The sequence below is a fragment of the Gordonia hydrophobica NBRC 16057 genome (assembly GCF_001592365.1).
In the GTDB taxonomy this organism is placed as follows: Bacteria; Actinomycetota; Actinomycetes; order Mycobacteriales; family Mycobacteriaceae; genus Gordonia; species Gordonia hydrophobica.
In genome coordinates, this window is record NZ_BCWU01000013.1 from 102,605 (window position 1) to 128,181 (window position 25,577).

24 protein-coding genes and 1 tRNA gene are annotated in these 25,577 nt (G+C 66.9%); 15 read left to right on the forward strand and 10 right to left on the reverse strand.

The features are described from left to right. Window positions 1-56: 56 nt before the first annotated feature. Window positions 57-1,238, reverse strand: coding sequence for a hypothetical protein (locus GH2_RS18575; protein WP_066171597.1), 1,182 nt, complete (start codon window positions 1,236-1,238; stop codon window positions 57-59). A 140-nt stretch (window positions 1,239-1,378) separates the two neighbouring features. Between GH2_RS18575 and GH2_RS18580 the strand changes: the two genes are divergently transcribed. The 10 genes from GH2_RS18580 to GH2_RS18625 all read left to right on the forward strand — a co-directional run bounded on the left by GH2_RS18580 (window position 1,379) and on the right by GH2_RS18625 (window position 11,445). After that, window positions 1,379-2,644, forward strand: a complete 1,266-nt coding sequence (locus GH2_RS18580) for an aspartate kinase (RefSeq protein ID WP_066171600.1) — start codon at window positions 1,379-1,381, stop codon at window positions 2,642-2,644. Between the two features lie 11 nt (window positions 2,645-2,655). Beyond that, complete coding sequence (locus GH2_RS18585; RefSeq protein WP_066171603.1) at window positions 2,656-3,681, forward strand: aspartate-semialdehyde dehydrogenase; 1,026 nt, start codon at window positions 2,656-2,658, stop codon at window positions 3,679-3,681. Window positions 3,682-3,978: 297 nt separating this feature from the next. Beyond that, entirely contained in the window at window positions 3,979-5,274 is a 1,296-nt protein-coding gene (locus GH2_RS18590) for a lipase family protein (RefSeq protein WP_084247629.1), read from the forward strand. A 59-nt stretch (window positions 5,275-5,333) separates the two neighbouring features. Beyond that, window positions 5,334-6,752, forward strand: coding sequence for a hypothetical protein (locus tag GH2_RS18595; RefSeq protein ID WP_066171606.1), 1,419 nt, complete (start codon window positions 5,334-5,336; stop codon window positions 6,750-6,752). 51 nt (window positions 6,753-6,803) lie between these two features. After that, on the forward strand, window positions 6,804-7,466 hold the full coding sequence (locus GH2_RS18600; protein WP_066171609.1) for a hypothetical protein: 663 nt from the start codon (window positions 6,804-6,806) through the stop codon (window positions 7,464-7,466). A gap of 78 nt (window positions 7,467-7,544) precedes the next feature. Continuing rightward, window positions 7,545-7,976 carry an Ohr family peroxiredoxin gene (locus GH2_RS18605; RefSeq protein WP_066171611.1) on the forward strand — a complete coding sequence of 144 codons (432 nt, stop codon included), beginning with the start codon at window positions 7,545-7,547 and terminating at the stop codon, window positions 7,974-7,976. A gap of 33 nt (window positions 7,977-8,009) precedes the next feature. After that, a complete protein-coding gene (locus GH2_RS18610; protein WP_066171616.1) occupies window positions 8,010-8,477 on the forward strand; it encodes a hypothetical protein in 468 nt (155 codons plus the stop codon). Next, window positions 8,474-9,949: a hypothetical protein gene (locus GH2_RS18615; RefSeq protein WP_244885427.1), complete on the forward strand. Its 1,476-nt coding sequence runs from the start codon at window positions 8,474-8,476 to the stop codon at window positions 9,947-9,949. Before GH2_RS18610 ends, GH2_RS18615 begins: the two co-directional genes overlap by 4 nt. 10 nt (window positions 9,950-9,959) lie before the next feature. Next, on the forward strand, window positions 9,960-11,315 hold the full coding sequence (locus tag GH2_RS18620) for a DUF2252 domain-containing protein (protein WP_066171617.1): 1,356 nt from the start codon (window positions 9,960-9,962) through the stop codon (window positions 11,313-11,315). Between the two features lie 56 nt (window positions 11,316-11,371). Further along, a tRNA-Pro gene (locus tag GH2_RS18625) sits at window positions 11,372-11,445 on the forward strand. 1,104 nt (window positions 11,446-12,549) lie between these two features. Here the strand turns inward: GH2_RS18625 and GH2_RS18630 are convergent. The 7 genes from GH2_RS18630 to GH2_RS18660 form a co-directional block, all read right to left on the reverse strand. Further along, the gene (locus GH2_RS18630; protein ID WP_066171620.1) at window positions 12,550-13,338 is read right to left on the reverse strand and encodes an iron ABC transporter ATP-binding protein; all 789 of its coding nucleotides are present in this window, start codon (window positions 13,336-13,338) and stop codon (window positions 12,550-12,552) included. Continuing rightward, complete coding sequence (locus GH2_RS18635) at window positions 13,335-14,366, reverse strand: iron chelate uptake ABC transporter family permease subunit (protein ID WP_084247621.1); 1,032 nt, start codon at window positions 14,364-14,366, stop codon at window positions 13,335-13,337. The genes GH2_RS18630 and GH2_RS18635 overlap by 4 nt, the downstream gene beginning before the upstream one ends. Then, the gene (locus GH2_RS18640; protein ID WP_066171623.1) at window positions 14,353-15,357 is read right to left on the reverse strand and encodes an ABC transporter permease; all 1,005 of its coding nucleotides are present in this window, start codon (window positions 15,355-15,357) and stop codon (window positions 14,353-14,355) included. Before GH2_RS18640 ends, GH2_RS18635 begins: the two co-directional genes overlap by 14 nt. A gap of 24 nt (window positions 15,358-15,381) precedes the next feature. After that, window positions 15,382-16,368 carry a siderophore ABC transporter substrate-binding protein gene (locus tag GH2_RS18645; protein ID WP_066171624.1) on the reverse strand — a complete coding sequence of 329 codons (987 nt, stop codon included), beginning with the start codon at window positions 16,366-16,368 and terminating at the stop codon, window positions 15,382-15,384. A 97-nt stretch (window positions 16,369-16,465) separates the two neighbouring features. Beyond that, a complete protein-coding gene (locus GH2_RS18650; RefSeq protein ID WP_157086145.1) occupies window positions 16,466-17,056 on the reverse strand; it encodes a sugar O-acetyltransferase in 591 nt (196 codons plus the stop codon). Window positions 17,057-17,061: 5 nt separating this feature from the next. Further along, window positions 17,062-18,051 carry a metallophosphoesterase gene (locus GH2_RS18655; RefSeq protein ID WP_066171627.1) on the reverse strand — a complete coding sequence of 330 codons (990 nt, stop codon included), beginning with the start codon at window positions 18,049-18,051 and terminating at the stop codon, window positions 17,062-17,064. 58 nt (window positions 18,052-18,109) lie between these two features. After that, window positions 18,110-20,527 (reverse strand): penicillin-binding protein, encoded by a 2,418-nt coding sequence (locus GH2_RS18660; RefSeq protein WP_066171740.1) that lies wholly within the window; start codon window positions 20,525-20,527, stop codon window positions 18,110-18,112. A gap of 288 nt (window positions 20,528-20,815) precedes the next feature. On the opposite strand from GH2_RS18660, the gene GH2_RS21430 reads away from it, so the two are divergent. Then, a complete protein-coding gene (locus tag GH2_RS21430; RefSeq protein ID WP_084247623.1) occupies window positions 20,816-21,145 on the forward strand; it encodes a WhiB family transcriptional regulator in 330 nt (109 codons plus the stop codon). A gap of 71 nt (window positions 21,146-21,216) precedes the next feature. On the opposite strand, the gene bagB is transcribed toward GH2_RS21430, so the two are convergent. Continuing rightward, window positions 21,217-22,323 (reverse strand): ArsA family ATPase, encoded by a 1,107-nt coding sequence (bagB, locus tag GH2_RS18670; protein ID WP_066171633.1) that lies wholly within the window; start codon window positions 22,321-22,323, stop codon window positions 21,217-21,219. Window positions 22,324-22,326: 3 nt separating this feature from the next. Further along, window positions 22,327-23,352: an ATPase BagA gene (gene bagA / locus GH2_RS18675; RefSeq protein WP_084247624.1), complete on the reverse strand. Its 1,026-nt coding sequence runs from the start codon at window positions 23,350-23,352 to the stop codon at window positions 22,327-22,329. A 50-nt stretch (window positions 23,353-23,402) separates the two neighbouring features. Between bagA and sp36 the strand changes: the two genes are divergently transcribed. The 4 genes from sp36 to GH2_RS18690 are packed head-to-tail and all read left to right on the forward strand — an operon-like array spanning window position 23,403 to window position 25,538. Then, complete coding sequence (gene sp36, locus GH2_RS21710; RefSeq protein ID WP_157086146.1) at window positions 23,403-23,567, forward strand: Sp36 family protein; 165 nt, start codon at window positions 23,403-23,405, stop codon at window positions 23,565-23,567. A 4-nt stretch (window positions 23,568-23,571) separates the two neighbouring features. Further along, complete coding sequence (locus GH2_RS18680; protein ID WP_066171638.1) at window positions 23,572-24,045, forward strand: RidA family protein; 474 nt, start codon at window positions 23,572-23,574, stop codon at window positions 24,043-24,045. 4 nt (window positions 24,046-24,049) lie between these two features. Then, entirely contained in the window at window positions 24,050-24,658 is a 609-nt protein-coding gene (locus GH2_RS18685) for a TetR/AcrR family transcriptional regulator (protein ID WP_066171642.1), read from the forward strand. Between the two features lie 31 nt (window positions 24,659-24,689). Beyond that, a complete protein-coding gene (locus tag GH2_RS18690; protein WP_066171645.1) occupies window positions 24,690-25,538 on the forward strand; it encodes an MBL fold metallo-hydrolase in 849 nt (282 codons plus the stop codon). Window positions 25,539-25,577: the final 39 nt, after the last annotated feature.

A 25,577-nucleotide genomic window follows, 5' to 3' on the forward strand; every position in this document is an offset into this window, starting at 1 on the left:
TCAGTGCGTCACGGCAAACATACCCGCGCCGGTCGTCACCGTGTCGATCGGACGGATCAGATGGCGTACTCGAACACGGTGAGCATGTAGCCGCCGAACCAACCGGAGAAGACTGCGGCGACGCCGAGGAACGCGATGATCTCGCTGCGCGGGCGTCGCGCGATGCGCAGGGCGACGGGGATCAGCAGGACGAAGGCGGGCAGGAGCAGTCGTGCGCGACTCATCATCAGTCCGTCGGACAACAGGATCGACGCGACGACGCCCGCGCCGTACAGCAGCACCGGCCACGGAATGCGGTCGGCGACCGACCAGACCGCCAGCACGATGATCGCAATGATGATCAGCGCCGTCGCGATCGCCGAGAACTCCGAACCGTGCCCCAGTTCGGCGGTGAGGAATCGCCACGTCGCCGCGCCGCCGTCGAACTTGGTGTTCCACCCGGTGGTCTGGATCTGGAACCAGCCGTCGACGCTGCCCGTCTTGGCGCCGACCAACAGCAGGTAGGCGAGGAAGCCGAGGGGTGCGACGGCGAACGCGAACCAGGCGCGGACGCCGTCGCGCCGGGCGAGGAGCGCTGCCAGCATCACCGTGCCGATCACGGCGGCGCCGGTCGGGCGGACCAGCCCGGCACCGAGCGCGGCGATCCCGGCCAGCAACCACTGGCGCTCCAGAACCCCGACCAGCGCCCACGCGGCGGTCGCGCAGAACAGGGCCTCGGTGTAGGCCATGTTCAGCACCACCGACATCGGTGTGGCCGCGAACAATCCGACGAGCACCAGCCCGGCGGTCGAGGTGCTCGCCGGTCGGAGCGAGTCGCGGACCCGCTGCGCGCAGAGCCGTCCGACGTGTCCGACCGCGACCGCGGCGAACAATCCCGCGACCACATTCACGATCATTGCCGCCGCGAGCGGCGACAGTCCCGGAAGCAGGGCGATCGTCCGCACCGTCATCGGGTAGCCGGGAAAGAAGGCGTACCCGGTGAACTCGGTGTGGATCCCGTTCGCATCGGCGAAGTTCAGCGGGATTCCGCCGTAGCCGTAGCGGGCGATGCCGAGCATCCACTCGCCGTCCCACATCGACACGACATGTCCCATCGACAGCCCGTGCTGGGCCGCGAATGCGGTGAGGATCACGATTCCGATCAGACGGATCACCACGTAGACCGCCATGCACCGGAGTGCGAACGCGTGTGCTGCGGCGAAACGCGCAACGGAGGGCATCGTGGGCGCGGTACTCATCGGAGGCGATCCTACGGGCGATGCCGAGGCGGCTTCGTCGGAATGTGTCGTGTTCGGCGTGGCGGGTAAGGTAAACCCGGCGCAAGTCCCGCAGACGGATAGATGCAGACAGACAGATGAAGTAAGGAAGGTTGCACGACGTGGCACTGGTCGTCCAGAAGTACGGCGGTTCCTCCGTGTCGGATGCCGAACGCATTCGCAGGGTCGCCGAACGCATCGTCGAGACCAAGCGGGCGGGCAACGACGTCGTCGTGGTCGCATCGGCGATGGGTGACACCACCGATGAACTCCTCGACCTCGCTGAGCAGGTCAACCCGAACCCGCCCGACCGTGAGATGGACATGCTCCTGACCTCCGGCGAGCGCATCTCGAACGCGTTGCTCGCGATGGCGATCGAGGCCCACGGCGAACACGCGCAGTCGTTCACCGGTTCGCAGGCCGGCGTCATCACCACCAGCATGCACGGCAAAGCCAAGATCATCGACGTGACGCCGGGCCGAGTGCGCAGCGCGCTCGACGAGGGCACCATCGTCCTGGTGGCAGGCTTCCAGGGTGTCTCCCAAGACACCAAGGACGTGACCACGCTCGGTCGTGGAGGCTCGGACACCACCGCCGTCGCGCTCGCCGCCGCACTCGACGCCGACGTCTGCGAGATCTACACCGACGTCGACGGCATCTACACCGCCGATCCGCGGATCGTGCACAACGCGCAGCACCTCGACAAGGTCTCCTTCGAGGAGATGCTGGAGATGGCTGCATGCGGAGCCAAGATCCTCATGCTGCGCTGCGTGGAATACGCCCGCCGCTACAACGTTCCTGTACATGTGCGCTCGTCGTACTCGAATAAGCCCGGAACGATGGTGTCCGGCTCAATGGAGGACATCCCCGTGGAAGACGCAATCCTCACCGGTGTCGCCCATGACCGCAGCGAAGCTCAGGTCACCGTGGTCGGCATCGAAGACAAGCCCGGTTACGCGGCCAAGGTGTTCCGCGCCGTCGCCGACGCCGAGATCAACATCGACATGGTCCTGCAGGGCGTGTCGGCGGTCGAGACCGGCAAGACCGACATCACCTTCACCATGCCCCGAGAACTCGGCGACCTCGCTGTCGAAGAACTCGGCAAGCTGAAGGACGAGATCGGCTTCACCGAAGTCGTCCTCGACGACAGCATCGGCAAGGTCTCGCTCGTCGGTGCGGGCATGAAGAGCCATCCCGGCGTCACCGCCACCTTCTGTGAGTCGCTCAGCGACGCTGGCATCAACATCGAACTCATCTCCACCTCGGAGATCCGCATCTCGGTGCTGCTGCGCGAATCAGATCTCGACCGCGCCGTGCAGGTCCTGCACGAGGCCTTCGACCTCGGCTCCGAAGAAGACGCCGTGGTCTACGGCGGAACCGGACGATAGGAGAAACCGATATGGGCATCCGACTCGGAGTAGTAGGCGCCACCGGCCAGGTCGGCGGCGTTATGCGTCAGCTCCTCGAAGACCGTGACTTCCCGGCCGATGAGGTCCGCTTCTTCGCGTCGTCGCGCTCCGCGGGCAAGACCCTGCAGTGGCGCGACCGCGACATCGTCATCGAAGACGCGACCACCGCCGACCCGACCGGACTCGACATCGCGCTCTTCTCGGCAGGCGGCACCATGTCGAAGGTCCAGGCCCCGCGCTTCGCGGCGGCCGGCGTCACCGTCATCGACAACTCGTCGGCCTGGCGCAAGGACGCCGACGTGCCGCTGATCGTCGCCGAGGTCAACGGACACCTCGCGAAGAGTGCAGCCAAGGGCATCATCGCGAACCCGAACTGCACCACCATGGCGGCCATGCCGGTCCTCAAGCCGCTGCACGACGCCAAGGTCCTCAAGCGCCTCGTCATCTCCAGCTACCAGGCCGTCTCCGGCAGCGGACTGTCCGGGGTGAAGGAACTCGCCGGGCAGGTTCGCGTCGGCGCCGACGACGCCGAGAAGCTCGTCTACGACGGCCACGCCGTCGACCTCGGTGAGAAGGTGAACTACGTCGCGCCCATTGCGTTCAACGTGATCCCGCTTGCCGGCAACCTCGTCGACGACGGCAGCGGCGAGACCGACGAGGACCAGAAGCTGCGCAACGAATCGCGTCGCATCCTCGACGTCCCGGATCTGCTCGTCAGCGGAACCTGCGTCCGCGTGCCCGTCTTCACCGGGCACTCGCTCTCGATCAACGCCGAGTTCGCCGACGCCGTGACCCCGGAACAGGCCCGCGAAATCCTCGCCGGTGCGGCGGGCGTCGAACTCGCCGACGTGCCCAACCCGCTCGACGCCGCGGGCGGAGACGTCTCCCTCGTCGGCCGCATCCGGCAGGACGAAGGGGTGCCCGAAGGGCGCGGACTGGCGCTCTTCGTGTCGGGCGACAACCTGCGTAAAGGTGCGGCGCTCAACACTATTCAGATCGCTGAATTGTTGGTCTAGTTTCTGCCGTAACGGCCGCGGACGCGCGGCACGTTCGGTGAGTCCGCTGCCTCGGCAGTCCTCGCTTCTCGGCTATCGCCTCGGCGCTGCGGAGAGCTCGGCAACAGACTCACCGAACGTGCCGCGCGTCCGTCTTCTGTCTGGTCCCAGCTCGTTGCGCGATCTGGACGTGGTGTTCTTTGCTTCGTGTTGCGTTCCAGCGATCGGCGCCTTGCGTTTCATCAGGTGTGGTGCGCATCACGGCGTCCGAGAAGATCCAGGATACTCATCAGTAAGTTTGTGGCGTACATTACCTTCGTGAGAAAAATTCGGGGCTTCGTCTCATTCGGTCGAGAATCCATCGGTGGTTTCGCTCAGCGGGCTGCCACTGTCGCCGTCGTCGGCGCCGTCGCGGGGAGCGGGGTGGTCGCTGCGACGGGCACGGCGGAAGCGGCGAGTTTCTACACGCCGCCCGCGAAGTTCGCGAGCGCGCCGGGGTCGGTCATCAAGACCCAATCGACGGAACTGCTGTTACAGATTCCGGGCATCCGCGGGCAGTGGCCGGGAACCGCCACCAAGATCATGTACACCTCGACCAAGCAGAACGGACAGCCCGCCGCGGTCACCGGCACCGTCGTCGAACCGACGGCGCCGTGGCGTGGCAAGGGTGTGCGGCCCACGGTCGTCCTCGCCCCCGGCACCGTGGGGCAGGGCGATCAGTGCGCCGGATCCAAGATGCTGTCGCTCCCGATGTCGATCGACCCGACCAAGCCGAGTCTCGGCGTCAACTACTCGGGCCTGGAGATGAACCTCTTCCTGCTCAACGGCGTCCGCGTCGTCATGACCGACTACATCGGCATGGGCACCCCGGGCATCCACACCTACGTCAACCGGCTCGAATCGGGCCACGCCGTGCTCGACGCCGCCCGCGCAGCGTTGACAGTCGCCAAGGCACCGAAGAACTCGCCGGTCGCGTTCTCCGGCTACTCGCAGGGCGGTGGCGCCGCAGCCTCGGCCGCCGAGCTCGCGTCCACGTACGGGGCCGACCTCAACGTCAAAGCCACCTATGCGGGTGCGCCGCCCGCCGACCTCAGCAAGGTCATCGGCAAGATCGACGGCACGTTCATCAGCGGAGCCATCGGCTACGCCATCAACGGACTGGCCGCCCGCTATCCGGAACTCGGCCCGATCCTGAAGAAGGAGACCAACGCGCACGGCAAGCAGGTTCTGCGCACGGTCGCCACGCAGTGCATCGGCGACACCGGCCTCTCCTACGGCTTCCAGCGGACCAACGGGTGGACGCGCGACGGCAAATCCCTGGCCTCGGTGATCAAGCGCTACCCGGAGGTGGGTTCGATCCTCGCCGATCAGCGCATCGGAACACTGAAGCCGAACGCTCCGGTGCTGATCTCGACCGGCGTCAACGACGACGTGATCCCGCACGGCCAGGTGGTGACGCTGTATCGGGATTGGCAGAAGCAGGGCGCGAACGTTCACCTCGCCAACGACTACACACCGCCGATCTTCCCCGGTTTGGTCGTCAACCATGCGATGCCGATGCTGTTCAACCTGCTCCCGGCGACGAATTTCATTCTCACGCAGTTCAATCGCTGACCTGCGAGAACTCACCAAACCCCATGCCCTGTAGTTGATCACGTGATCAACTACAGGGCATGGGTCTTTCTCAGCGCACACTGACCGCCGCAGCGGCGATCCTCGGGACAGCCGTCCTCGGCCTCGCCACGGCATCCTCGGGGATCGCCGGGGCGAGCCCGTCCGCGCCCGACGTCGGACCGACGTCGACGTCGTTGATGCACGGCGACCCGGAATCCACCGACACCACCGGACATCCCGGTCCCGGTCGCACGGGACACCTCGCCGCGTCGAGCATCCCCGGCGGTGTCTGCGCGGCCACCTTCATCGGGAGCGACGGCTATCCGCTCGCGCTGTGCACGGCCTACGTGGCAGGCAGTCCGCCGCAGTTCGCGACTCCGGTCGTGACGATGTTCCATCCGAGGACCGCGCGCGTGCTCGCACGACTTCCGCTGGCCAAGGGACAACTGCTCGGCGGCGTGTACGGATTCCTGGACGCGAAGAACCGCGTCGTCGTCGCCGACGGCTCCGGGCGCATCCTGCGCGTCGGCCATCATCGGACCGCGCGCGGCTGGCAGTTGCGGATCGACGAGGCCACCGACGTCGCGCGGTATCTCGGCGGCGACGGAATCACCGGACTCGCACCGGACTATGCCGGGCGTACCTGGTTCGCGACGACGGCGGGCGTCATCGGCACGGTGCTCCCGGACGGTCGCGTCGGCGTAACCCGTCTACCCCGCGGCGAGCAACTCGGCAACGGCCTCACCATCCGACGCGGCGGTGCGTCAGTCCTGACGACGCACGCGCTGTACGAGATGAAAGCCGACGCCGACGGTGTGCCACGCACCGTGTGGCGACGCTCCTACGACCGCGGCGTCGCCCGGAAACCCGGGCAGCTGACCTGGGGCTCGGGCACCACACCCACCTACTTCGGCCCCGGCGGCGACGGCTGGGTGGCGATCGTCGACAGCGCCGCCGTGCCCGAACTGATCGTCTACCGGTCCGACGACGGCTCGCAGGTCTGCCGGATGCGGGCGTTCGCCGCCCGGAACCAGGGCACCGAGAACTCACTGATGGCGTGGGGCACGAGCCTGGTGATTCCCAGCACGTACGGATTCGGGTACCCGCCGATGGCGGTCACCGGGCCCAGCGTCCCGGCCGGCGCGCCGTTCCGCGGCGGTATGACACGCGTCGACGTCTTCGACGGCGGCTGCCATCGCGTCTGGGAGACGACCACCGATCGGATGGCGACGCTGCCGCGACTCTCCCGTGCCGACGGTCTGATCCACGGACTGGCATACGGACCCTACCGACCGGGACCGCAGCAGCTCGGGCCGGTGAACTACGCGGCCGTCGACTTCCAGACCGGCCGACGGGTGGTCACCCGGCAGGTCGGGACGGCGCCGTTCGACGAGCCGCTGCAGTTGACCGGGATGATCGCTCCGGACGGCGTGCTGTGGCAGGGCACCGCGACCCGCATGCTGAAGATCGCGCCGTAAGCCGAGCCCGCGACCGAGTCGGCTCCCACCGGGGTCTGTCATCATCGAGGAATGACCACACCTTCACCGTCCGACGACGCCGATCGGCCACGCATCCCCACGCAGGCCGAGCTCGACGCGGAGGACATGGCGGAGATCGCCCGACGGTCGAAGGACAACGACCACACCAACCGCTATCCGGCGCGGCCCGTCGACCCGGGCGCCGCGCCGACCGCATTGACCCGCGACGCCCGAATCGTCTGGTACCTCGGAGCAGCGGCCTGCCTGGCCTGGATGATCTACGGGCTGACGAACCTGTCGTGGCTCGAGCAGCTGATGGCACAGCGGCTGTTGCCCGGACTGGAGAGCGTCCCCGACGTGGACCCCAACACCGAATCGGCATCGATGGCGGGCTTCTGGACGCCGGGCCTGCTCATCGGGATCCCGGTGTTCACCGCGCTCGGGTATCCGTTGCTGGTCGGCATCGCGAAGACGCACAGCCGCAACATGCGCAGCATCTACCTGGCGCTGATCGTCGTCACCGTGCTGTTCACCGTCGTCGGCGCCGACCTGCTGTTCGGGTACGACGAGGTCAGCGTCGTCGTGCGGGTCCTCGCCTGGGTGCACTGCGGCGCGCTGGTGCTGTCCGGACTCCTCACGCTCCGCAAACAGGTCAACGAATGGCTGCCGCAGTCAATGGCCGCGAAACCCTTCCGCCGCTCGCGCGGCGAGTAGGTTGGGAAGCGGGCTCCGACGATGCATGACTGCGCACCGCGGAGCCCGACCATGCCAGAGAACCGATAGGAGAATGCAATGACCGTGAGCCCCGTGTACCACGTCTCGTCGACCTCTACCGGAGGCGGCCGCGACAGCGAGGTGGTCTCGGAGTCCGGCCGCATCGATCTTGAACTGGCTCCGCCGGTCGAGATGGGCGGCAAGGGCGACGGCAGCAACCCGGAGGAGCTCTTCTCCGCCGGCTACGCCGCCTGCTTCATGGGCGCACTGCGCCACGTCGCAAGCACCAAGGGCGCCACGCTGACCGACGAGACCGCCGTCAAGGTGACCATCGGCATCGGCAAGGACGACGCCGACGGCGGCTTCGGACTGACCGCCGACATCGACGTCTACCTGCCCGGACTCGACACCGCGGCAGCGGCCGACCTCGCGCAGGCGGCGCACGGCTTCTGCCCGTACTCGAAGGCGACCCGCGGCAACATCGCCGCAACTGTGACGTCGCGGGTGTGATTGCGGGCACGTGGCCCGGTACGGTGAATCCTCGTGAGTAACTGGGCCATCGTCGCCGCCATCGCAGTCCTGGCGGCCACCGTCGCGACCATCGCCTACGTTCGGTACCGCCAGCACGAGACGTCGGTGTTGCGGAACGACGCCGACCTCGCTGTGCGGTTGCGGGAGTTGGCGGGCACGGACGCTGTTCGGCTGGCCGCCGTCGACGAGTTCGAGACCGCCGTCTACGAGCGACTGTTCTACACCCGTGCCGTCGGGCCGCGCTTCCGGGCCGCGGCGTGGGCGCTGCTGGGTGCCGTCCTGTCGACAGCGGGTGTCCTGCTGCTCGACGGGAACTCCAGCACCGCCAGCGTCGTGGCCTGGGCCGCGGCCATCGTGCTGGCCATCGGCTTCGGCGTGGCCGCCGTGGTGTTTCTGGCGCTCGCCGGTTACGCCGCCCTGACGACCCCGCGCGTCTCGTTCGCGGAGTCGTACGAGTCCGCGGAGGCAGACCAGGAGTGACCCGCAGGCACCGCTACCCGGTGCGCGTCCGGTGGATCTCGACAGCCGTCATCGGCATCCTCGTGATCGCACTGGTCGCTGCATCGGCCGTTTCCGTGGTCGCCGTACCCCGGCAGGTGAGCGTGCTCCCCGCGGCGTCGGTCGATTCCATCGACGATGCCGACGTGCCCGATGCCGTGCTGGCGAGTCGGACGCTGTTCGACTCGGCGCCCGTCGCGGTGGTCGTCGCCCAGTCGGCGGATTCGTCCACGACAGCCGACGCCGCCGACCTCGCGATCGACAATCGCGTGCCGATGTTCCGCATCGCGCCCGACACGGCGGAGGCCGTCTCGACGGAACTGCGCCGCCTCGGCGTCGCGCGTGCCGTCCGCGTCGGCGACGACGTCGGTGACCTGGGCGTCGCGGTCACCGACGACCCGAGCGCCTTGGCGGGTGAAGCCGCCGCGGGGAAGGGAACCGGCGCCATCGTGCTGGTGTCGGCGGCAGGCCCCGATGCGATTGCGACCGCGAAAGCGTCGGGTGCCGCTACCGTCGCGATGCCCGCGCCCGATCCGCGGGTGTCCGGCGAGGCGATCCGACTGCTGAAAGAACGTCCCGACGCTCCGGTCCGGGTGTTCGGCGCGGGATTCGGCGATCGCGCGCAGGTGATGCGACGCATCGAGTTGGCCCGCACCGTCCCGGAACTGCCCGGCGGCGGCCAGGTGATGTTCCCCGGGCGTCGGGTGATCGCGCTCTACGGTTCGCCCGGCGCGCCCGAGCTCGGACCCGTGGGGCGCCAGAGCATCCCGGCGTCGATTGCGCGCGTCAAGAAGCTCGCCGCCCGCTACGACCGGCTGTCGCCGGTACCGGTGGTGCCGGGGTTCGAGATCATCGTGTCGGTCGCGTCGGCTGCACCGGGACCGAGCGGCGACTACTCGTCGGTGCTCGACGTCGACGCCGTCCGTCCCTGGGTCGACGCCGCCCGCAAGGCCGGGGTGTACGTGACGCTCGACCTGCAACCCGGGCGGATGGACTTCCTCACTCAGGCCAAGATGTTTCGCGACCTCCTGCGTCAGCCGCACGTCGGTCTGGCGTTGGATCCGGAGTGGCGGTTGAAGCCGAACCAGGTCCACCTCACGCAGATCGGCTCGGTCGCGCCCGCGGAGGTCAATCGGACGTCGTCCTGGCTGGCCGATCTGGTGGCGAAGCACCGGTTGCCGCAGAAGGCGTTCGTCCTGCATCAGTTCGACGCCGACATGCTCGGCGACCGATCCAAGATCGACACGCGGCGCGACGAGCTGGCGTTCGTGATCCATGCGGACGGTCACGGCATTCCGAGCGTCAAGATGTTCACCTGGAACCGCATCGTGGAGGGTTTGCCGTCGCGAACGTGGTTGGGGTGGAAGAATTTCTTCACCGAGGACAAGCCGATGTTCTCGCCGAAGCGGACCATGCGCGTCGCCCCGACGCCCTGGTTCATCTCGTACCAGTAGAGGGAGCGACATGGCACTGCCCGTCGATCAACTGGCTGCGGTCCCCGAGAGTGCGGACCGGACCGATGCACTGACGATCCTGGGCGATCAGGACCGGACCCGGCTGGCCGAGCTGGTGCCCGTGCGCCATGACCGGATGGCGGCGACCGCCTTCACCTTCTTCCGCGGTGCCGCTGCGGTGATGGCCTCGGATCTCGCGGCCACTCCGAACAGCGGGATCGTGACCACGCTGTGCGGTGATGCGCACCTGAGCAATTTCGGACTGTTCCGGTCGCCCGAGCGCACCATGGTCTTCGACCTCAACGACTTCGACGAGACTCACCCCGGGCCCTTCGAATGGGACGTGAAGCGGTTGGCGGCCAGCATGACCATCGCCTCGCAGGCCAACGGCTTCGACGAGAAGTCGGTCCGCACCGCCGCCCGGCACGCGGCGAAGAACTACCGCAAGACGATGGTGGCGAGCGCGGAGAAGACCGCCCTCGAATGCTGGTATGCACGGGTGGACGCCGACGCGGTGGTCGCCGAGATCGGCGACCGCTTCGACACCGCATCCTCGGCCGCGACGCAGAAGAACCTGGAGAAGGCGAGGCACCGCGACAGCGTGCAGGCGCTGGAGAAGCTCTGCGACTTCGACCTGACCGGTGCGCACATCAAGAGCGACCCGCCGCTCCTGGTGCCCGCGGCCGAGATCATGCCGGACATGGGCGCCGATCAGCTCGCCGCGGCCTTCACCGCAGGTTTCGAACGCTATCGCGAGACGCTTCCCAGTCATGTCGCCGCGCTGTTCTCGCAGTACTCGTTCATCGAGGCCGCACGAAAGGTCGTCGGGGTCGGCAGCGTCGGCACCCGATGCTGGATTGCGCTGTTCGGCGGTAGTCACGTCGGCGACCCGTTGTTCCTTCAGATGAAGGAGGCCTCGGCGTCGGTCCTCGCGCAGTACGTGCCGGGCTACGAGTACGAGAACCAGGCCGTGCGGGTCATCGACGGGCAGCGACTGCTGCAGGCCTCCAGTGACATCCTCCTCGGCTGGGTGCAGCAACTGGCCTTCGAAGGGCAGCAGAACACCGACTTCTACGTCCGGCAGCTCCGTGACGGCAAGGGGTCGGTGGTCGTGGAGGCGCTGGCCCCGGAAGGCATGAAGTACTACGGGCGGCTGTGCGGCGAGGTCCTGGCGCAGGCGCACGCGCGGACAGGGGCCCGCGCCGAGATCGCCGCGTACCTCGCCGACGCGGGCAAATCGTTCGACAACGCGATCGCCGACTTCGCCGTCGAATACAGCCGAATCAACGAAGGCGACCATTCGCGCCTGGTTGCGGCGATCGCCGACGGATCGATCAGCGCCGACGCTCTCGAAAAATCCTCCTGACCAGCCGATTTAATACTTTCGCCACCTTCGTTGTAGGCTATTGCAGGCTAGACCAGCGGGGTATGGCGCAGCTTGGTAGCGCGCTTCGTTCGGGACGAAGAGGTCGTGGGTTCGAATCCCGCTACCCCGACGCTTTGGTTGAGAAGCAGTAGAGGCCCCCGGATCGCAGAAATGCGAACCGGGGCCTCCTCGTATCCGCCGGGCGGCCTCGTGCCTCAATCTCGGATTGTGAGGGCTAAAAGGCCAATAGATATTTCGTCCGGGCGTAGCTAGTGCTCGGGTCGAGACTGCCCGCGGGCGTACGGCTCCCATGGCGCGACTTTCATTGCTGGGAACAACGGCGATTCGTTAATCCCCGGTGACGAGTGGTGTCTCGCGGTGCGCTTGGATCAACGCAGCCGCTATCGCGACAACGGATCGCGACTCCTCCACGCTCGGTCGTCTCGGTTCTTGCTCGCCGTGGCGATCAGGGTTCGGCCACAGGAGCTCTAGCGCTCCGACGACGGGAGCAACCGGGTGGTCCTTGTCCTTGCAGGGAAGTCTCCCGCGCCATTTGTTGCCGTCATTCGCGCGCAGGACCCGAGAACCCGACCGAGCGTCTGCTTCGGTTTCGAATCATTGGGTATCACGATTGGGATCAACAGTGCTTCAACAGCCTTGATGGCCTCTGCCCAGGCGTGCGAAGGGTTGATTCCCGCTGACCGGAGATAGTGGAGGTCGCTGCAGTCGGCGTCACGAAGACGTATGAAAATAAAACGAACTGGTGCCACGTCGCGCGATGCCTGCGTTCGACCTGATATCGCCGCGCCGCGCTCCGCCTACTGCCACAACGCGCTATAAACTGCGTGCTCAGCGGCCTCCGACGGCAATATTCCGTCGGAAGCGCCTGAGCGAGCAGTTCTCAGCAGGGATCGGCCGGACGAGGCCTCGCCGACGACCACCGCTTCCCACCATGGAGACGGCTGCGGCTCAAGATCTCCGTCGGAGCAGTAACTGAGATCACCACACATGGCGGCGGAAAGCCCGGGATTCCAGCGGAACTCACGACGGTCTCGATAACTGCGTGCTGCACTCGACCACCGTGGGGACGGCAGTCACCGGGAATCAATCATCTAGGCGAGTAGCGTCTCGCGCAACGATGCTGGCAGAAATGCGAACCGGGGGCCTCCTCGTATCCGCCGGGCCGCCTCGTGCCCCGACCTCAGACTGACGCGAAGTCGTGGGCGGCGATCCGCTACGACGCGGACGCGGCGGTCGTGGCCGGGAGGCCCGCGTACACCGCGACGGGGATGCCGTCGAGGACGTGGACGTGCACCGTGGTCTGGAAGATCTCGGTGAGCAGGTCGGAGTTCATGATCTCGGCGGGCGTGCCGCTGGCCACGACGTCGCCTTCGCGCAGCACGACGATGCGGTCGGCGTACGCGGCCGCGAAGTTGAGGTCGTGCACGACGACGATGATCGTCTTGTCGAGTTCGTCGGCGGCGCGGCGCAGCCTGCTCATCATTCGCACCTGGTGGCGCATGTCGAGGTTGTTGAGCGGCTCGTCCAACAGCAGCACATCGGTGTCCTGGGCCAGCGTCATCGCGACGTACGCGCGCTGCCGCTGACCGCCGGAGAGCTCGTCGAGATACCGGTCGGCCAGGTCCTCGAGGCCGAGGAAGCCGATGGCCTCGTCCACCTTCATGGCGTCCTCCTCGGTGAGGCGGCCGCGGCTGTGCGGGAACCGGCCGAACGCGACCAGGTCGCGGACCGACAGACGGGCGTTGACCCCGTTCTCCTGCCGGAGGATCGCCAGCCGCCGGGCGAACTCAGCGGGCTTGTACGACGACACCGGGCGCCCGTCGAGCATCGCGGTGCCCGCGGTGGCGTCGACCAAGCGGCCCACGATGGTCAACAGCGTCGACTTTCCGGCACCGTTGGGACCGACGAGGGCGGTGACGCCGCCGCGAGGAAAGGCGCCCGACACCGGTCCGAGGACGGTGGCGTCGCCGTACGACTTCGTGAGGTCGGCGAACTCGATCACAGGTTGCCCTTTCGTAGAAGAAGGATCGCGAGGAACGCGGCGCCGCCGCAGAACTCGATGATGACGGTGAGCGTGCCCGCCGCGTAGAAGACGTTGTGGATGATGAACTGACCGGCCGCGAGGGTGAAGATGCCGATCAGCACCGACATCGGCAGCGTGGCCCGGTGCCGCCAGTCGCCCGCCAGTTGGTAGGCGAGCGTCGCGACGATGAAGCCGAAGAACGTCAGCGGACCGACGAGCGCGGTGGACACCGAGATCAGCACGGCGATCAGCACGAGGGCGAGCGTCAGCTCGCGCTTGTGGTCGACGCCGAGGCTGGTGGCGCTCTCGCGGCCGAGAAGCAGGACGTCGAGGATGTGTCGACGCCGCCAGACGATCACGCCGACGACGAGACAGATCACCGCGGCGATCGGCAGCAGATCGGTGTTCACCGACCCCAGCCGACCGAAGAGTTTGATCTGCAGGGCGTCGAAGTCGGACGGGGAGATCAACCGCTGCAGGAACTCCGACATCGCTCGGAAGGCGAGACCGATGACGACGCCGGCGAGCAGGAGGAGGAACAGACTGGAGAACCGACCCGAGAACATCCACCGGTACAGGAGCCCGGCGAACAACACCATGCCCGCGGTCTGCAGGAGGAACTGCAGCAGGCTGTCGCTGTTGTCGACGAAGCGCGCTCCGACGATCGCGACGCCGACCGTCTGAATCAGCACGTAGAGGGCGTCGAGTCCGATGATCGACGGCGTCAGGATGCGGTTGTGCGTGACCGAATGGAACAGCACGGTCGCCACGCCCTGGCAGAAGGCGGCGAGCACGATCGCCGCGACGGTGCGCAGCCGACGTTCGAACGACGGTCCGAAACGGAAATCCCACTTCAGAGCGTCGTCGGCACCGGTTCGCAGGAGCAGATACGCGGCGACGGCGCCGCCTGCGATGGCGGCGGCGATGGCCAGACGGGCCCGCCACGAGACGCGGCGGCTACGGCCGGCGTCGAGCGACGGGGCGGCGGAGGCGTCAGAGACTGCCACGGAACCTCCCGGAGAAGATGATGGCGAGGAAGGTGACGGCGCCGATGACGCCCATGATCACCGATGTCGGGATCTCCATGGGGCGCACGACGACGCGGCCGATCAGATCGCAGCCGATGATCAGGACGGTGGCGACGACGCCGATCCACGGCAGGTTCTTCCGCATGTCGTCGCCGCGGAGCATGCTCACGATGTTCGGGACCACCAGGCCCAGGAACGGGATGAAACCGACGACGACGCTGGTGACGCCCGTGGCGAGCGCGACCATCGTGACACCGATGCCGAGCGTGCGGCCGTAGTTGAGTCCGAGGCTGGTCGCGACGTCGCGCCCCAACCCGGCGATGGTGAAGTAGTTGGCGAGCAGATAGGTCGCGACCGCGACCGCGAGGACGGCCCACAGCGGCTCATAGAAGCCGCGGACGATGTGCGAGAACCCGCCCGACCGCCACGAGACGACGGCCTGCAGCATGTTCTCCTGCACCGCGATGTACGTCGTCACCGCGCCGATCACGGCGCCGAGCATCAGACCGACCAGGGGAACGATCGCCGTCTTCCGGGCGCGGATCCGGTTGATGATGCCGAGGAAGATCACGGTGCCGATGAACGCGGAGGTGGTCGCGATGACCATGCGCACCAGCGGTGACGCTCCGGGGAGATAAAGGAAGCACAGCAGCACGCCGAGCCCCGCCCATTCGGCGGTGCCCGCGGTGGTCGGCTCCACGAACCGGTTCTGCGTCAGGCGCTGCATGATGACGCCGGAGAAGCTCATCGCCAGACCGGCGAAGACCAGCGCCAGGGTGCGCGGCACCCGCGAGATGAGGAACATCCGCCACATCTCCGAGTCACCGGACAGCAGGCCTGCGACGGTGATGTGGTACTCGCCGACCATCAGCGACGCGAACACGAGGACCACGCACGCGAGCGCGGCGACGGGAAGGACGAACCGACCCGGGCCGGAAGCTGTGGAACTTCCGGCCCGGGTCGTCGTCACGGTAGACATGTTCACAACGGGGAGCTATTTCTTGCCCATCGCGTCAGCGATCGCCTGATAGTTGTCGCCGTAGCACTGGATGCCTTCACGCAGGTAGAACTGCGGATCGAGGTAGATGATCTGGTTCTTGTCCGCGAAGGTCGTGCCCTTGAACGCCTCCTGCGCGGCGAAGACCTGCGCAGCAGGCTTGGCCTCCTCGCCGTTCGACGGCTCCACGGCGGCATCGCGATCCATCACGATGACCCACTCGGGGTTCGCCTGCGCGATGGCCTCGGGGGTCAGGCCCGAGTTCTGGTGCAGGTCGCCGCCCCCGCCCGCGAAGACGTCCTTGACGTCCAGCGGATCGGTCAGGGGGCTGATGCGCTTGGCACCGTTGTCGATCTTTCCGCCGCTGACGACGGCGAGGAAGACGCTCTGACCGGTCGCCGCGCCCTTGGCCGCGTCGAGCTTCGCCTGGAAGTCGTCGACGATCTGCTTGGCCTCGTCCTGCTTGTTGAAGATCTTGCCGAGGATCTCGGTCTGGCGGATCATCGCGGCGACGCGGCCGCCCTCGGCGTCGTCGCTCGCAGCGATGTCGATGAACGTGGCGTCGGCCGAGTCGGCGACCTTCTTGAGGTCGTCGTTGTACTTGCTGAAGCGGTATCCGCCGATGATCAGATCGGGTTCGACGTCCTCGATGACATCGAACCTCGGCTCGTTGTGCGTACCGACGTCCTTGATGTCGTCGTTGTCGGTCCAGTCCTCGAGCTCGTCGGTCTGGAGCAATTGCTTGGGGATGGCGACCGGGGTGACACCGAACGCCTTGACGGTCTCCGCGGCGGTGTTGTCGAGGACCACGACCCGCTCGGGGTTCGTAGTGACCTCCACGTCACCGGTGTTGGTGGCGATGGTGATCTTCTCGCCGGATGCGGACGTCTCATCGTCGGACGTGGTGGAGCAGGCGGTGAGCGTCAGGCCGGCAGCGAGGATCGCTGCTGCGACGGCACTGCCGCGACGAAAGCGGGACAACATGAAGTAAGCCTCTCATTACGCAGGTTAGGCAAACGTAACAAAGACTATGGTTTTGTCGGTAATCGGGGTCGTGATGACGCGCGAGGTGAGGCGTGTCTCAGTCGGCCGCCGCCGGACGCGGCTCCTCGACCGGCAGCGACCGGATGACACGGGCCGGATTGCCTGCGGCGAAGACGTGATCGGGGAGGTCGCGAACCACGACACTGCCCGCGCCGACGACGGTGTTGCGGCCGATCGTGACACCGGGGCAGACGATCACCCCGCCGCCGAACCACACGTTGTCGCCGATCACGATGGGTGCCGCCGACTCCCAGCGCGCGCGTCGTGCCTGATGATCGTCCATCGGATGCAGCGCGGTGAGCAGCTGGACGCGTGGTCCGATCGAGCAGTCGTCGCCGATGGTGATGGGGGCGCAGTCGAGCAGGATCGCGTCGTAGTTCAGAAAACTGTTGGCGCCGATGGTCACGTGCACGCCGTAGTCGCACTGGAAACGCGGCATGATCCAACTGCCCTCGCCGATGCCGGCGAGGAGCTCGCGCAGGATCGCGTTGCGTTCGGCGTCGGCATCGGCCGGCGCCGCGTTGAAACGATCGAGCATCCGCCCGCAGGCCTTGCGCAGTTCCACGAGCTCCGGGTCGCCGTCGGGATAGAGCTCGCCGGCGAGCATCAGTTCGCGGCTGGTCGGCACCCCGTTCAGCTCAGCTGCCCCGCCAACTGGGGGAGCGACTGGTCTTCGCGGCTGTCGTCGCCGCCGTGCGAGACCGGCGTCAGCGTGAGCAACGACGCCTCCGGGCGGCAGGCGAAGCGGGCAGGCGCGTACGGTGACGTGCCGAGGCCTGCGCTGACGTGCAGCTTCATGGTCGATCCCCAGTTGGAGACGCCCTTCACGCGGGACCGGTCGATATGGCAGTTGGTGACGAGCGCGCCGTACCCGGGAACGCACAGCTGGCCGCCGTGCGTGTGGCCGGCGAGCACGAGGTCGTAGCCGTCCTCCGCGAACGAGTCCAGCACCCGTGGCTCCGGCGAATGGGTGAGCCCCAGCCGCAGTTGCGCGAGCGGGTTCGGCCGTCCCGCGATGGCCTCGTAGCGATCACGCTCGATGTGCGGATCGTCGACGCCCGCCGCGACCACGCGCACGTTGCCGACCTCGATCTCGCGGATGGTGTGCGTGGCATCGAGCCAGCCCCGCTCGGTGAACGCGGCGCGCAGGTCCTGCCAGGGCAGCGGCTGGCCGTGAGTGCGCTTGTGGTTCTTCTTGAAATACTTCAGCGGGTTCTTGGGCTTGGGGCCGAAGTAGTCGTTGGAGCCGAAGACGAACAGGCCCGGACGGGCCAGCAGTCCGCCGAGCGACTGCACGACGGCCGGGACGGCGCTCGGGTGGGCCAGGTTGTCGCCGGTGTTGATCACCAGATCCGGTTCCAACCGTTCCAGCTCGGCGATCCACGCGCGTTTGAGGTGCTGGTTCGGCATCATGTGGATGTCGCTGAGATGTAGCACCCGCAAGGGCGACGACCCCACCTCGAGCACCGGCAGCGTCGCATGCCGCAGGGTGAAAGCGTTCCGCTCGATCATCGTCGAATAGACGAGGCCCGCAGCGGCCGCTCCGGCGGTACCGGCTGCGACGCGAACGAGAGCGGACGAGTCACGCGGGGACGGAAGGCCGAATCCAGGAACCGAAACCATGTCCCACAGGGTACGCGTCGCGACCGACTACGGTCCCGTCTCGCCCGTGCCCGTCGAGTCAGTCGCTGGGCACCTCGATCACGACCGGACCGACTCCGGGCACCTCGATCGTCTTCTCGGCCGGTTTGCTGTCGCCCTCGCCGGACGACTGGCCGCGACCGTTGCTCACGTACATGGCGATGGTGCTGCCCGGCATGGCGCTGTCCGACGGCGCGGTGAACACCACGGTGCCCTTCGGTCGCGAACTGTCGACCTCCAGTTCGTTGACCTTGAACCCCGCCTCCTGCAGTCGTGCTGTGGCCTGGCTTGCCGGCAGCCCGCTGACCTGCGGGATCCGTCCGCGATCACTGCCGGCCACGTACTGCGGATCCTTGGGAGGCAGATTCACCGGACCGAACTTCGTGGCGATCGGCAGCATGGCCGAATACCAGGTGCGGGCGGGTTCCATACCGCCGTACAGATCGCCGTCGTAGCACTGGCGCAGGGGGCTGGTGCAGATGCCGGACGGGTGCGAACCGTCGTTGTAGGTGTAGACCGCGGCGGCCAGGCGGTTGGTGAAGCCGAGGAAAGCCGACGAGCGGTGCGCCTCGGTGGTGCCGGTCTTGCCCGAGACCGGAAGCGTCCAGCCGACCGAGCCTGCGGCGCCTGCCGACGTGCCGCCGCCCTTGTCGTCCTCACTCATCGCATTGGCGAGGGTATTCGCCAGTCCGGCGTCGACGACCTGCTCGCACTTCGGCGGGTTGAACGCGACGTTCATCATCGCGATCTGACCGTCCTTGGTGCGCACCGGGTTGCCGTACGGGTCGCGCTTGACCTGTTGGATGGACTGGATCGGGTTCGGCGGGCACCAGACACCACCCGAGGCGAGGGTCGCGGCGACGTTCGAGAGCTCGAGGTCGTTGACCGCGAACGGGCCGAGGGTGAACGAGCCGAAGTTGCCCTTCTTGATGTACTCGGCGAGGCTCTGCTCGCCGACGCCCGACGTGTTGGGCTGGTTGTACGACCGCAGGCCGAGTCGGACCGCCATGTCGACCGCCGGTTTCACGCCGACCTGCTGCAGCAGCTGGACGAAGGTGGTGTTCGGCGAGGTCGCCAGCGCTTGCGTCACCGACGCGGCGGGCGGGTAGGCGCCCGCGTTCTTCACGCAGTAGGCGTTGACCGGACAGCCGAAGGCGCCGTTACTGTCGCCCATGCCGTACACGGCGACGTTGGACGGGATCGAGAGCACGCTGCCGGTGCCGAGCCCTTTCTCCATCGCGGCGGCGGTGGTGAACAGCTTGAAGACCGAGCCCGCGCCGTCGCCCACCATCGAGAACGGCTGCGGCTGAACGGTCTCGTTCTTCTTCGCGTCGAGGCCGTAGTCACGGCTCGACGTCATCGCCAACACGTCGTGCGAGTTCTTGCCCGGCGCAATGATGTTCATGACCGTCGCGATGCCGTCGGTGTTCGGCGAGTTCTGCCGCTTGGCGGCGCGGACCGCGGTCGCCTGCACCTCGGGGTTGAGCGTGGTGCGGATCAGGTAGCCGCCGCGCATCACCTGTGCGCGGGGAATCCCGTTGTCCGCCAAGTACTGCAGCACGTAGTCGCAGAAGAAGCCGTCATTGCCCGCCGCGATGCAGCCCTGCGTGGGCGTTCGCGGCGACGGCAGGACGCCGAGCGGCTTCTTCTTCGCGGCCTCCAACTCGGCCTTGCGGTCGGGGAAGTTGCTGATCATGCTGTCGAGCACCGTGTTTCGCCGCGCGAGGGTGGCCTGCGGATCGGTGTACGGGTTCAGTCCCGAACTCGACTGCACCATGCCCGCGAGCATCGCCGACTGCTCGACGGTCAGATCTTTGGCGGGGTGCCCGAAGTAGGTCTGGGCTGCGGCTTCGATTCCGTACGCGTTGTTGCCGAACGGAACCACGTTCAGATAGCGGGTGACGATCTGCTTCTTCGCGTCCTGCTTGGCGGCCGCCTTGTCGAGCCCCTTCTCGCGCATGGCCTGATCGGTGAGCGTCTGCTCCAGTGTCAATGCCATCCGAACTTCGCGGAGCTTGCGGGCGGGCGTGGTCTCGACGGCGGCTTCGCGCTCGGCCTCGGTCCGTGCCAGCACCAACAACTGATAGTTCTTGATGTACTGCTGGTCCAGCGTCGACGCGCCCTGCTGGACCTCGCCCGACGACGAGTTCTTGAGGGCGGCGCGGATTGTGCCCTTCCAGTCGACGCCGTCGTGCTCCAGGAAGCGCCTGTCCTCGATCGAGATGATCGCGCGAATCATGTCCTGCGAGATGTCGTTGTACCCGACCTGATAGCGGTACTGATCGAACAGCAGCGCGATGGGCTTGCCGTTCGCGTCGGTCACCGTGGTGACTTCGGGGAGCGTGCCGCTCAGCAGCTCGGACGACGAGTTCTCCATCGTGGCGGCCGCTCGGTTCGAGAGGACGCCGACGCCAGTGGCGATGGGGAAGAGCAGTCCGGCCACGAGGACTGCCGCCATCACGATGGCGAGGGCGAGGCCTGCGAGGTTCGAAGTCTTGCGCACGACCGTCAGGATACGTGTGATTCCTGAGCGAGCGGGGAAGCGACCTGCGGCAATGTGGATTTCGGGGTAACGAAGCGGTCGCACGGTATCCCACCGACTTGCGCTGTATGGGGTCCCTCAATAGATTGGAGACGTGAGTTACCTAACAAAAGAACTCGATAGTAGGTATGCATCACAGAAAGATCTTATGCATGCGCCGCACCACGGGCATGTCGATGGGTTTGTGAAAGGCGGGATTTCGTAATGACTCTGGCGCCGTTGTCCACCGTTGATTCAGAAGCTCGACTGGCTTGGGTCGCCCAAGCTCGTTGTCGTGGAGGTGACCCGGACGATCTGTTCGTCCGCGGAGCAGCTCAGCGGAAGGCCGCGACAATTTGCAGGCACTGCCCGGTACAACTCGAGTGCGGGGCCGACGCACTCGACAATCGGGTCGAGTTCGGTGTCTGGGGCGGAATGACCGAGCGCCAGCGACGCGCGCTCCTCCGTCAACATCCCGAAGTCACCTCGTGGTCTGACTTCTTTGAAGCACAGCGCCGTCGCCAGCGTCTCGGCGCGGTACGCAACACCAACTGATGACAACGCAGGCCCGGCAGATGCCGGGCCTGTTTCGTCATCTCTCGGGCGTGTCGCGCCGGACCGGTGTCCTAGCCGCGGCTGACGATCTGTTCGGCGACGGCGCGTAGCGCGACGACGTCGGCCACCTCGAACGGCAGGGCGGGGACGCCGACGAGCGGCACACTCGGGTGCGACGAGGTGAACCGTTGCAGCAGGTGCACTTCGCGCTTGGCCGTCGCAGCACGTTCCACGTGGACCTGCAGCGCTCCGCGCGTCAGGTCGTCGTCGACGGTGGCGAGCGCGGTCTCCGCGGCTGCCGCGGACATCGACGTCAGCGTCGGATGCGTCCGGTTGACGATGAGGCCGGTCAGCGGCATCGAGTCCTTGGCCAGTCGCTCGACGAAGAACGACGCCTCGCGCAGGGCGTCCGCCTCGGGTGCAGCGATCACGACGAACTCGGTTCCGGGCTGCTTCAACAGTTCGTAGGTGCGGTTGGCGCGTTCCTGGAAGCCACCGAACATCGAGTCCAGCGATTGTACGAAATTGGCGACGTCGCGGAGGATCTCCCCACCGATGATCGTCGAGATGCCGCGCATCGCCAGGCTCATCGCCCCGGTCACCATGCGACCGACGCCGCGGCCGCCGCCGACCAGCATCTTCATCAGCCGACCGGACAGGAACGAGCCGAGTCGCTGCGGTGCGTCGAGGAAGTCGAGGGCATTCCGGGACGGCGGCGTGTCGACCACGATCAGGTCCCAGCGGTTCTGGTCCAGGAGTCGACTCAGCTTCTCCATCGCCATGTACTCCTGCGTGCCGGAGAACGACGACGCGACGGTCTGATAGAAGCTGTTGTTCATGATCGACTCGGCGCGTTCGGGTGTCGAGTGCTCGATCACCATGTCGTCGAAGGTGCGTCGCATGTCGAGCATCATCGCGTCGAGCGTGCCGACGCCGGGTTCGCCGGCCCGCTCGAGCGGGACCGGCTGCGGCTCGTTGGTCAATTCGGTCATCCCCAGCGACTGCGCCAGCCGCCGTGCGGGGTCGATCGTCAGCACGGCGACGTTGCGTCCGTTCTCGGCGGCGTGCAACGCCATCGCCGCGGCGGTGGTGGTCTTGCCGACACCGCCCGAACCGCAGCAGACCACCACGCGGGTGGCCGGATCAGCGAGCACGGATCCCATCTTCAGATCGGGCATGCCTCACGCACCTGCCTTCTTCAGAACGGCGGACAATTCGTAGAGCGCACCGAGATCGACACCGTTCTCGACGGTGGGCAACTCCACCTGCGCCGTGTCGACCTCATCGAGTTCAGCGCGCGCGATCTGCTGCGCCTGCAGCCGGGACGCGTAGTCGATGGTCTCGGTCAGGAGGCCGGCGAGATCGTCGTCGGACAGGCGCACGCCGACGTCGGCCAGACTCTTCTCGATGCGAGCCGAGTCGATGTCGCCCTCGGCGATCGCGTCCGACTCCGCATCCGGAAGGTACGCCGGATTCGCTCGATTGATGATGACGGCGCCGACGTGCAGTCCCTTGTCGCGCAGTTCGGCGACGGCTTCGATCGTCTCCTGCACCGGCATCGCTTCGAGGAGCGTGCACAGATGCACCATCGTCTCAGGAGAGTGCAGCAGAGCCGCCACGCCTTCGGACTGGTTGCGGATGGGCCCGCTCTTGGCGAGGTCGCGCATGGCGGTCGTGACATCAAGGAAGTTGCCGATCCGGCCGGTCGGCGGCGCGTCGACGACGATCGCGTCGTACAGGCGCGCGCCCCGCTTGTCGGTCGCGATCACCCGCTCCTTGATCTTGCCGGTCACCAGGACGTCCTTGAGCCCGGGAGCGACGGTCGTCACGAAGTCGATGGCACCGACCTTCTTGATGGCGCGACCGGCGAAACCGAGGTTGTAGAACATGTCGAGGTATTCCAGGAGGGCGAACTCGATCTGCAGGGCCAACGCCCAGACGGTGCCGCCGCCTTCCATCGCGACGAGCTGCGTGTCGGTGGGCGGAAGCGGCGGGACGTCGAAGAGTCCGGCGATGGCCTGCCGTTCCTCGCACTCGACGAGCAGGACCTTCTTGCCTGCTGAGGCGAGGGTCAGCGCCAGGGCCGCCGCCACCGTCGTCTTCCCGGTTCCACCCTTGCCGGACACGAAATGCAATCGTGCATCGCGTGCTTCGGCGGGCCACGCCCCCGGGCCGTTCTTCAGAACTTCGTTGACCACGTCGATCACCTTATCCACCGTGTCTCCTGCGCCCGAAGATAACCGATAAGGTTGGCGTCATGAGTGAAGTCACCGCATGGGAATACGTCACCGTTCCGCTGCTCACGCACGCGACCAAACAGATCCTCGACCAATGGGGCGCCGACGGCTGGGAACTGGTCAGCGTTCTGCCCGGTCCGACCGGTGAACAGCACGTGGCGTACCTCAAGCGTGTGAAGGCCTGATTCGATGAGCGGACAGTGGTCGACGCGGCTGGCCGAGCTCGGTATCGAACTCCCGGCCGTGGTGGCGCCGGTCGGCAGTTACACACCGGCACTGCGGGTCGGGGACCTGGTGTACACGTCCGGTCAGATCCCCGTCGCCGGCGGTGAGGTGACGGTCACCGGGAAGGTGTCCGACGGCGCCGAAGGCATCGTTACTCCCGCACGGGCGCAGGAAGCAGCGCGACTCTGCGCCCTCAACGCGCTGGCCGCGGTGCACGCCGAGGTCGGCATCGACTCGGTTGTGCGGGTGGTCAAGGTCACCGGCTTCGTCGCGTCCGCGCCGGGGTTCACCGGGCAGCCCGGCGTGGTCAACGGCGCCTCAGACCTTCTCGGCGAGATCTTCGGCGACGCGGGTGTGCACGCGCGCTCGGCGGTCGGTGTCGCCGAACTTCCGCTCGGCGTCCCCGTCGAGGTGGAGATCGTCGTCCAGGTGAACTGACGCCGTGACGGACGGATCCGGTCCGCGGTTGCGGACCACGGCGGCGCCGGAGGAGCAGGAGGCGGAGATTCTGGCCGCTGCTCGACGCGAATTCACCGATGTCGGTGTGCGGCGCGCGAGCATGGACACGGTCGCGCGCGGTGCGGGCGTGTCGCGCAGCACGCTGTACCGGCGGTTCCCGAACAAGGACGCGCTCCTCGCCGCCGTCGGCGAGGGCATCTCGATGGACACCCTGGAACGGTTGGCCCACGCCGTCCGCGACCTGTCGCCGCAGGACGCCGTCGTGGAGGCGTTCGTCGAATGCGCACGGATGGTGTCCAGTGACCCGCTGGTCCGGCGGCTGTTCCTGGAGGAGCCCGACCTCACGGAGGTGCTCGTGAGTCGGGCGTCGCGGGGCGCGGGCGCCTTCTTGGAGGCGGCCAGTGCCGCGATCGCCGCCACCCTTCGGCACACGGGTGCCACGATGCCGGACGACGACCTCGCCTTGGTGTCCGAGCACTTCGTGCGGATCGCGTTGTCGCTGACACAGATTCAGTCCCGACGATTCGACGTCGCCGATCTCGACTCCGTTCGTGACTACGCGATCCGGCTGCTCGCCCCACTGGTGGTCTGAAGCCTGCCGACCAGGTGAGTAGGCTTGGTGAATGGCTCTCGACGCTTCTGGCAAGACTCCCGACACCGACTCTGCGAAACCCGTTCACCCCGCCTACGGTGTGTTGCGTGAGGTGACGCCGTTCGCGTCGGTGGTGCTGTGCGACAACCCGGGCTCGTTCGAGCTCGACGGCACCAACACCTGGATTCTGCGCGCTCCCGGATCGTCGACGTCAGTGGTCGTCGATCCGGGCCCGGCGAAGCACGGCAAGCACGTTCGCACGGTCGCGCAGCACGCGGGCGATGTGGAATTGGTGTTGATCAGCCACCGCCATCACGACCACGTTGGTGCGTGCAAGAAGTTCCGCAAGCTGACCGGCGCCCCGCAGCGCGCGTACACCGACAAGTACTCCTCGCGTGCGCCGCGCTTCCGTGACCGCGAAGTGATTGAGGCCGCCGGACTGCAGATCACCGTGCTCCACACGCCCGGTCACACCGGCGATTCGACGAGTTTCCTGGTGGAGTGGGAAGGTCGGCGCGCACTGCTCAGCGGCGACACCATCCTCGGTTTCGGCACCACCGTCCTCGATCCCACCGACGGCACTCTGGCCGACTACTTCAACTCGTTGAACCGGTTGATCGTCGAGGCGTCCGACGCGGCGCTCCTCCCCGCTCACGGCCCCGATCATCCCGAGTTGGGCCCGATCGCCCGTTATTACAAGTCGCACCGCGAGGAGCGGCTGCAGCAGATCGTCGACGCGTTAGACGAACTCGGCGTCTCGCCGAAGTCCGCGAAACCGATGAAGGTCGTGAAGACGGTCTACCGCGACGTGGACAAGAAGCTCTGGCCCGCCGCGAAGATGTCAGTGAAGGCCCAGCTGGAGTACCTCCGCGAACTGTGACGCGGAGCGTCAGGTCGAGCCGACTTGCGAGGCCGAAGG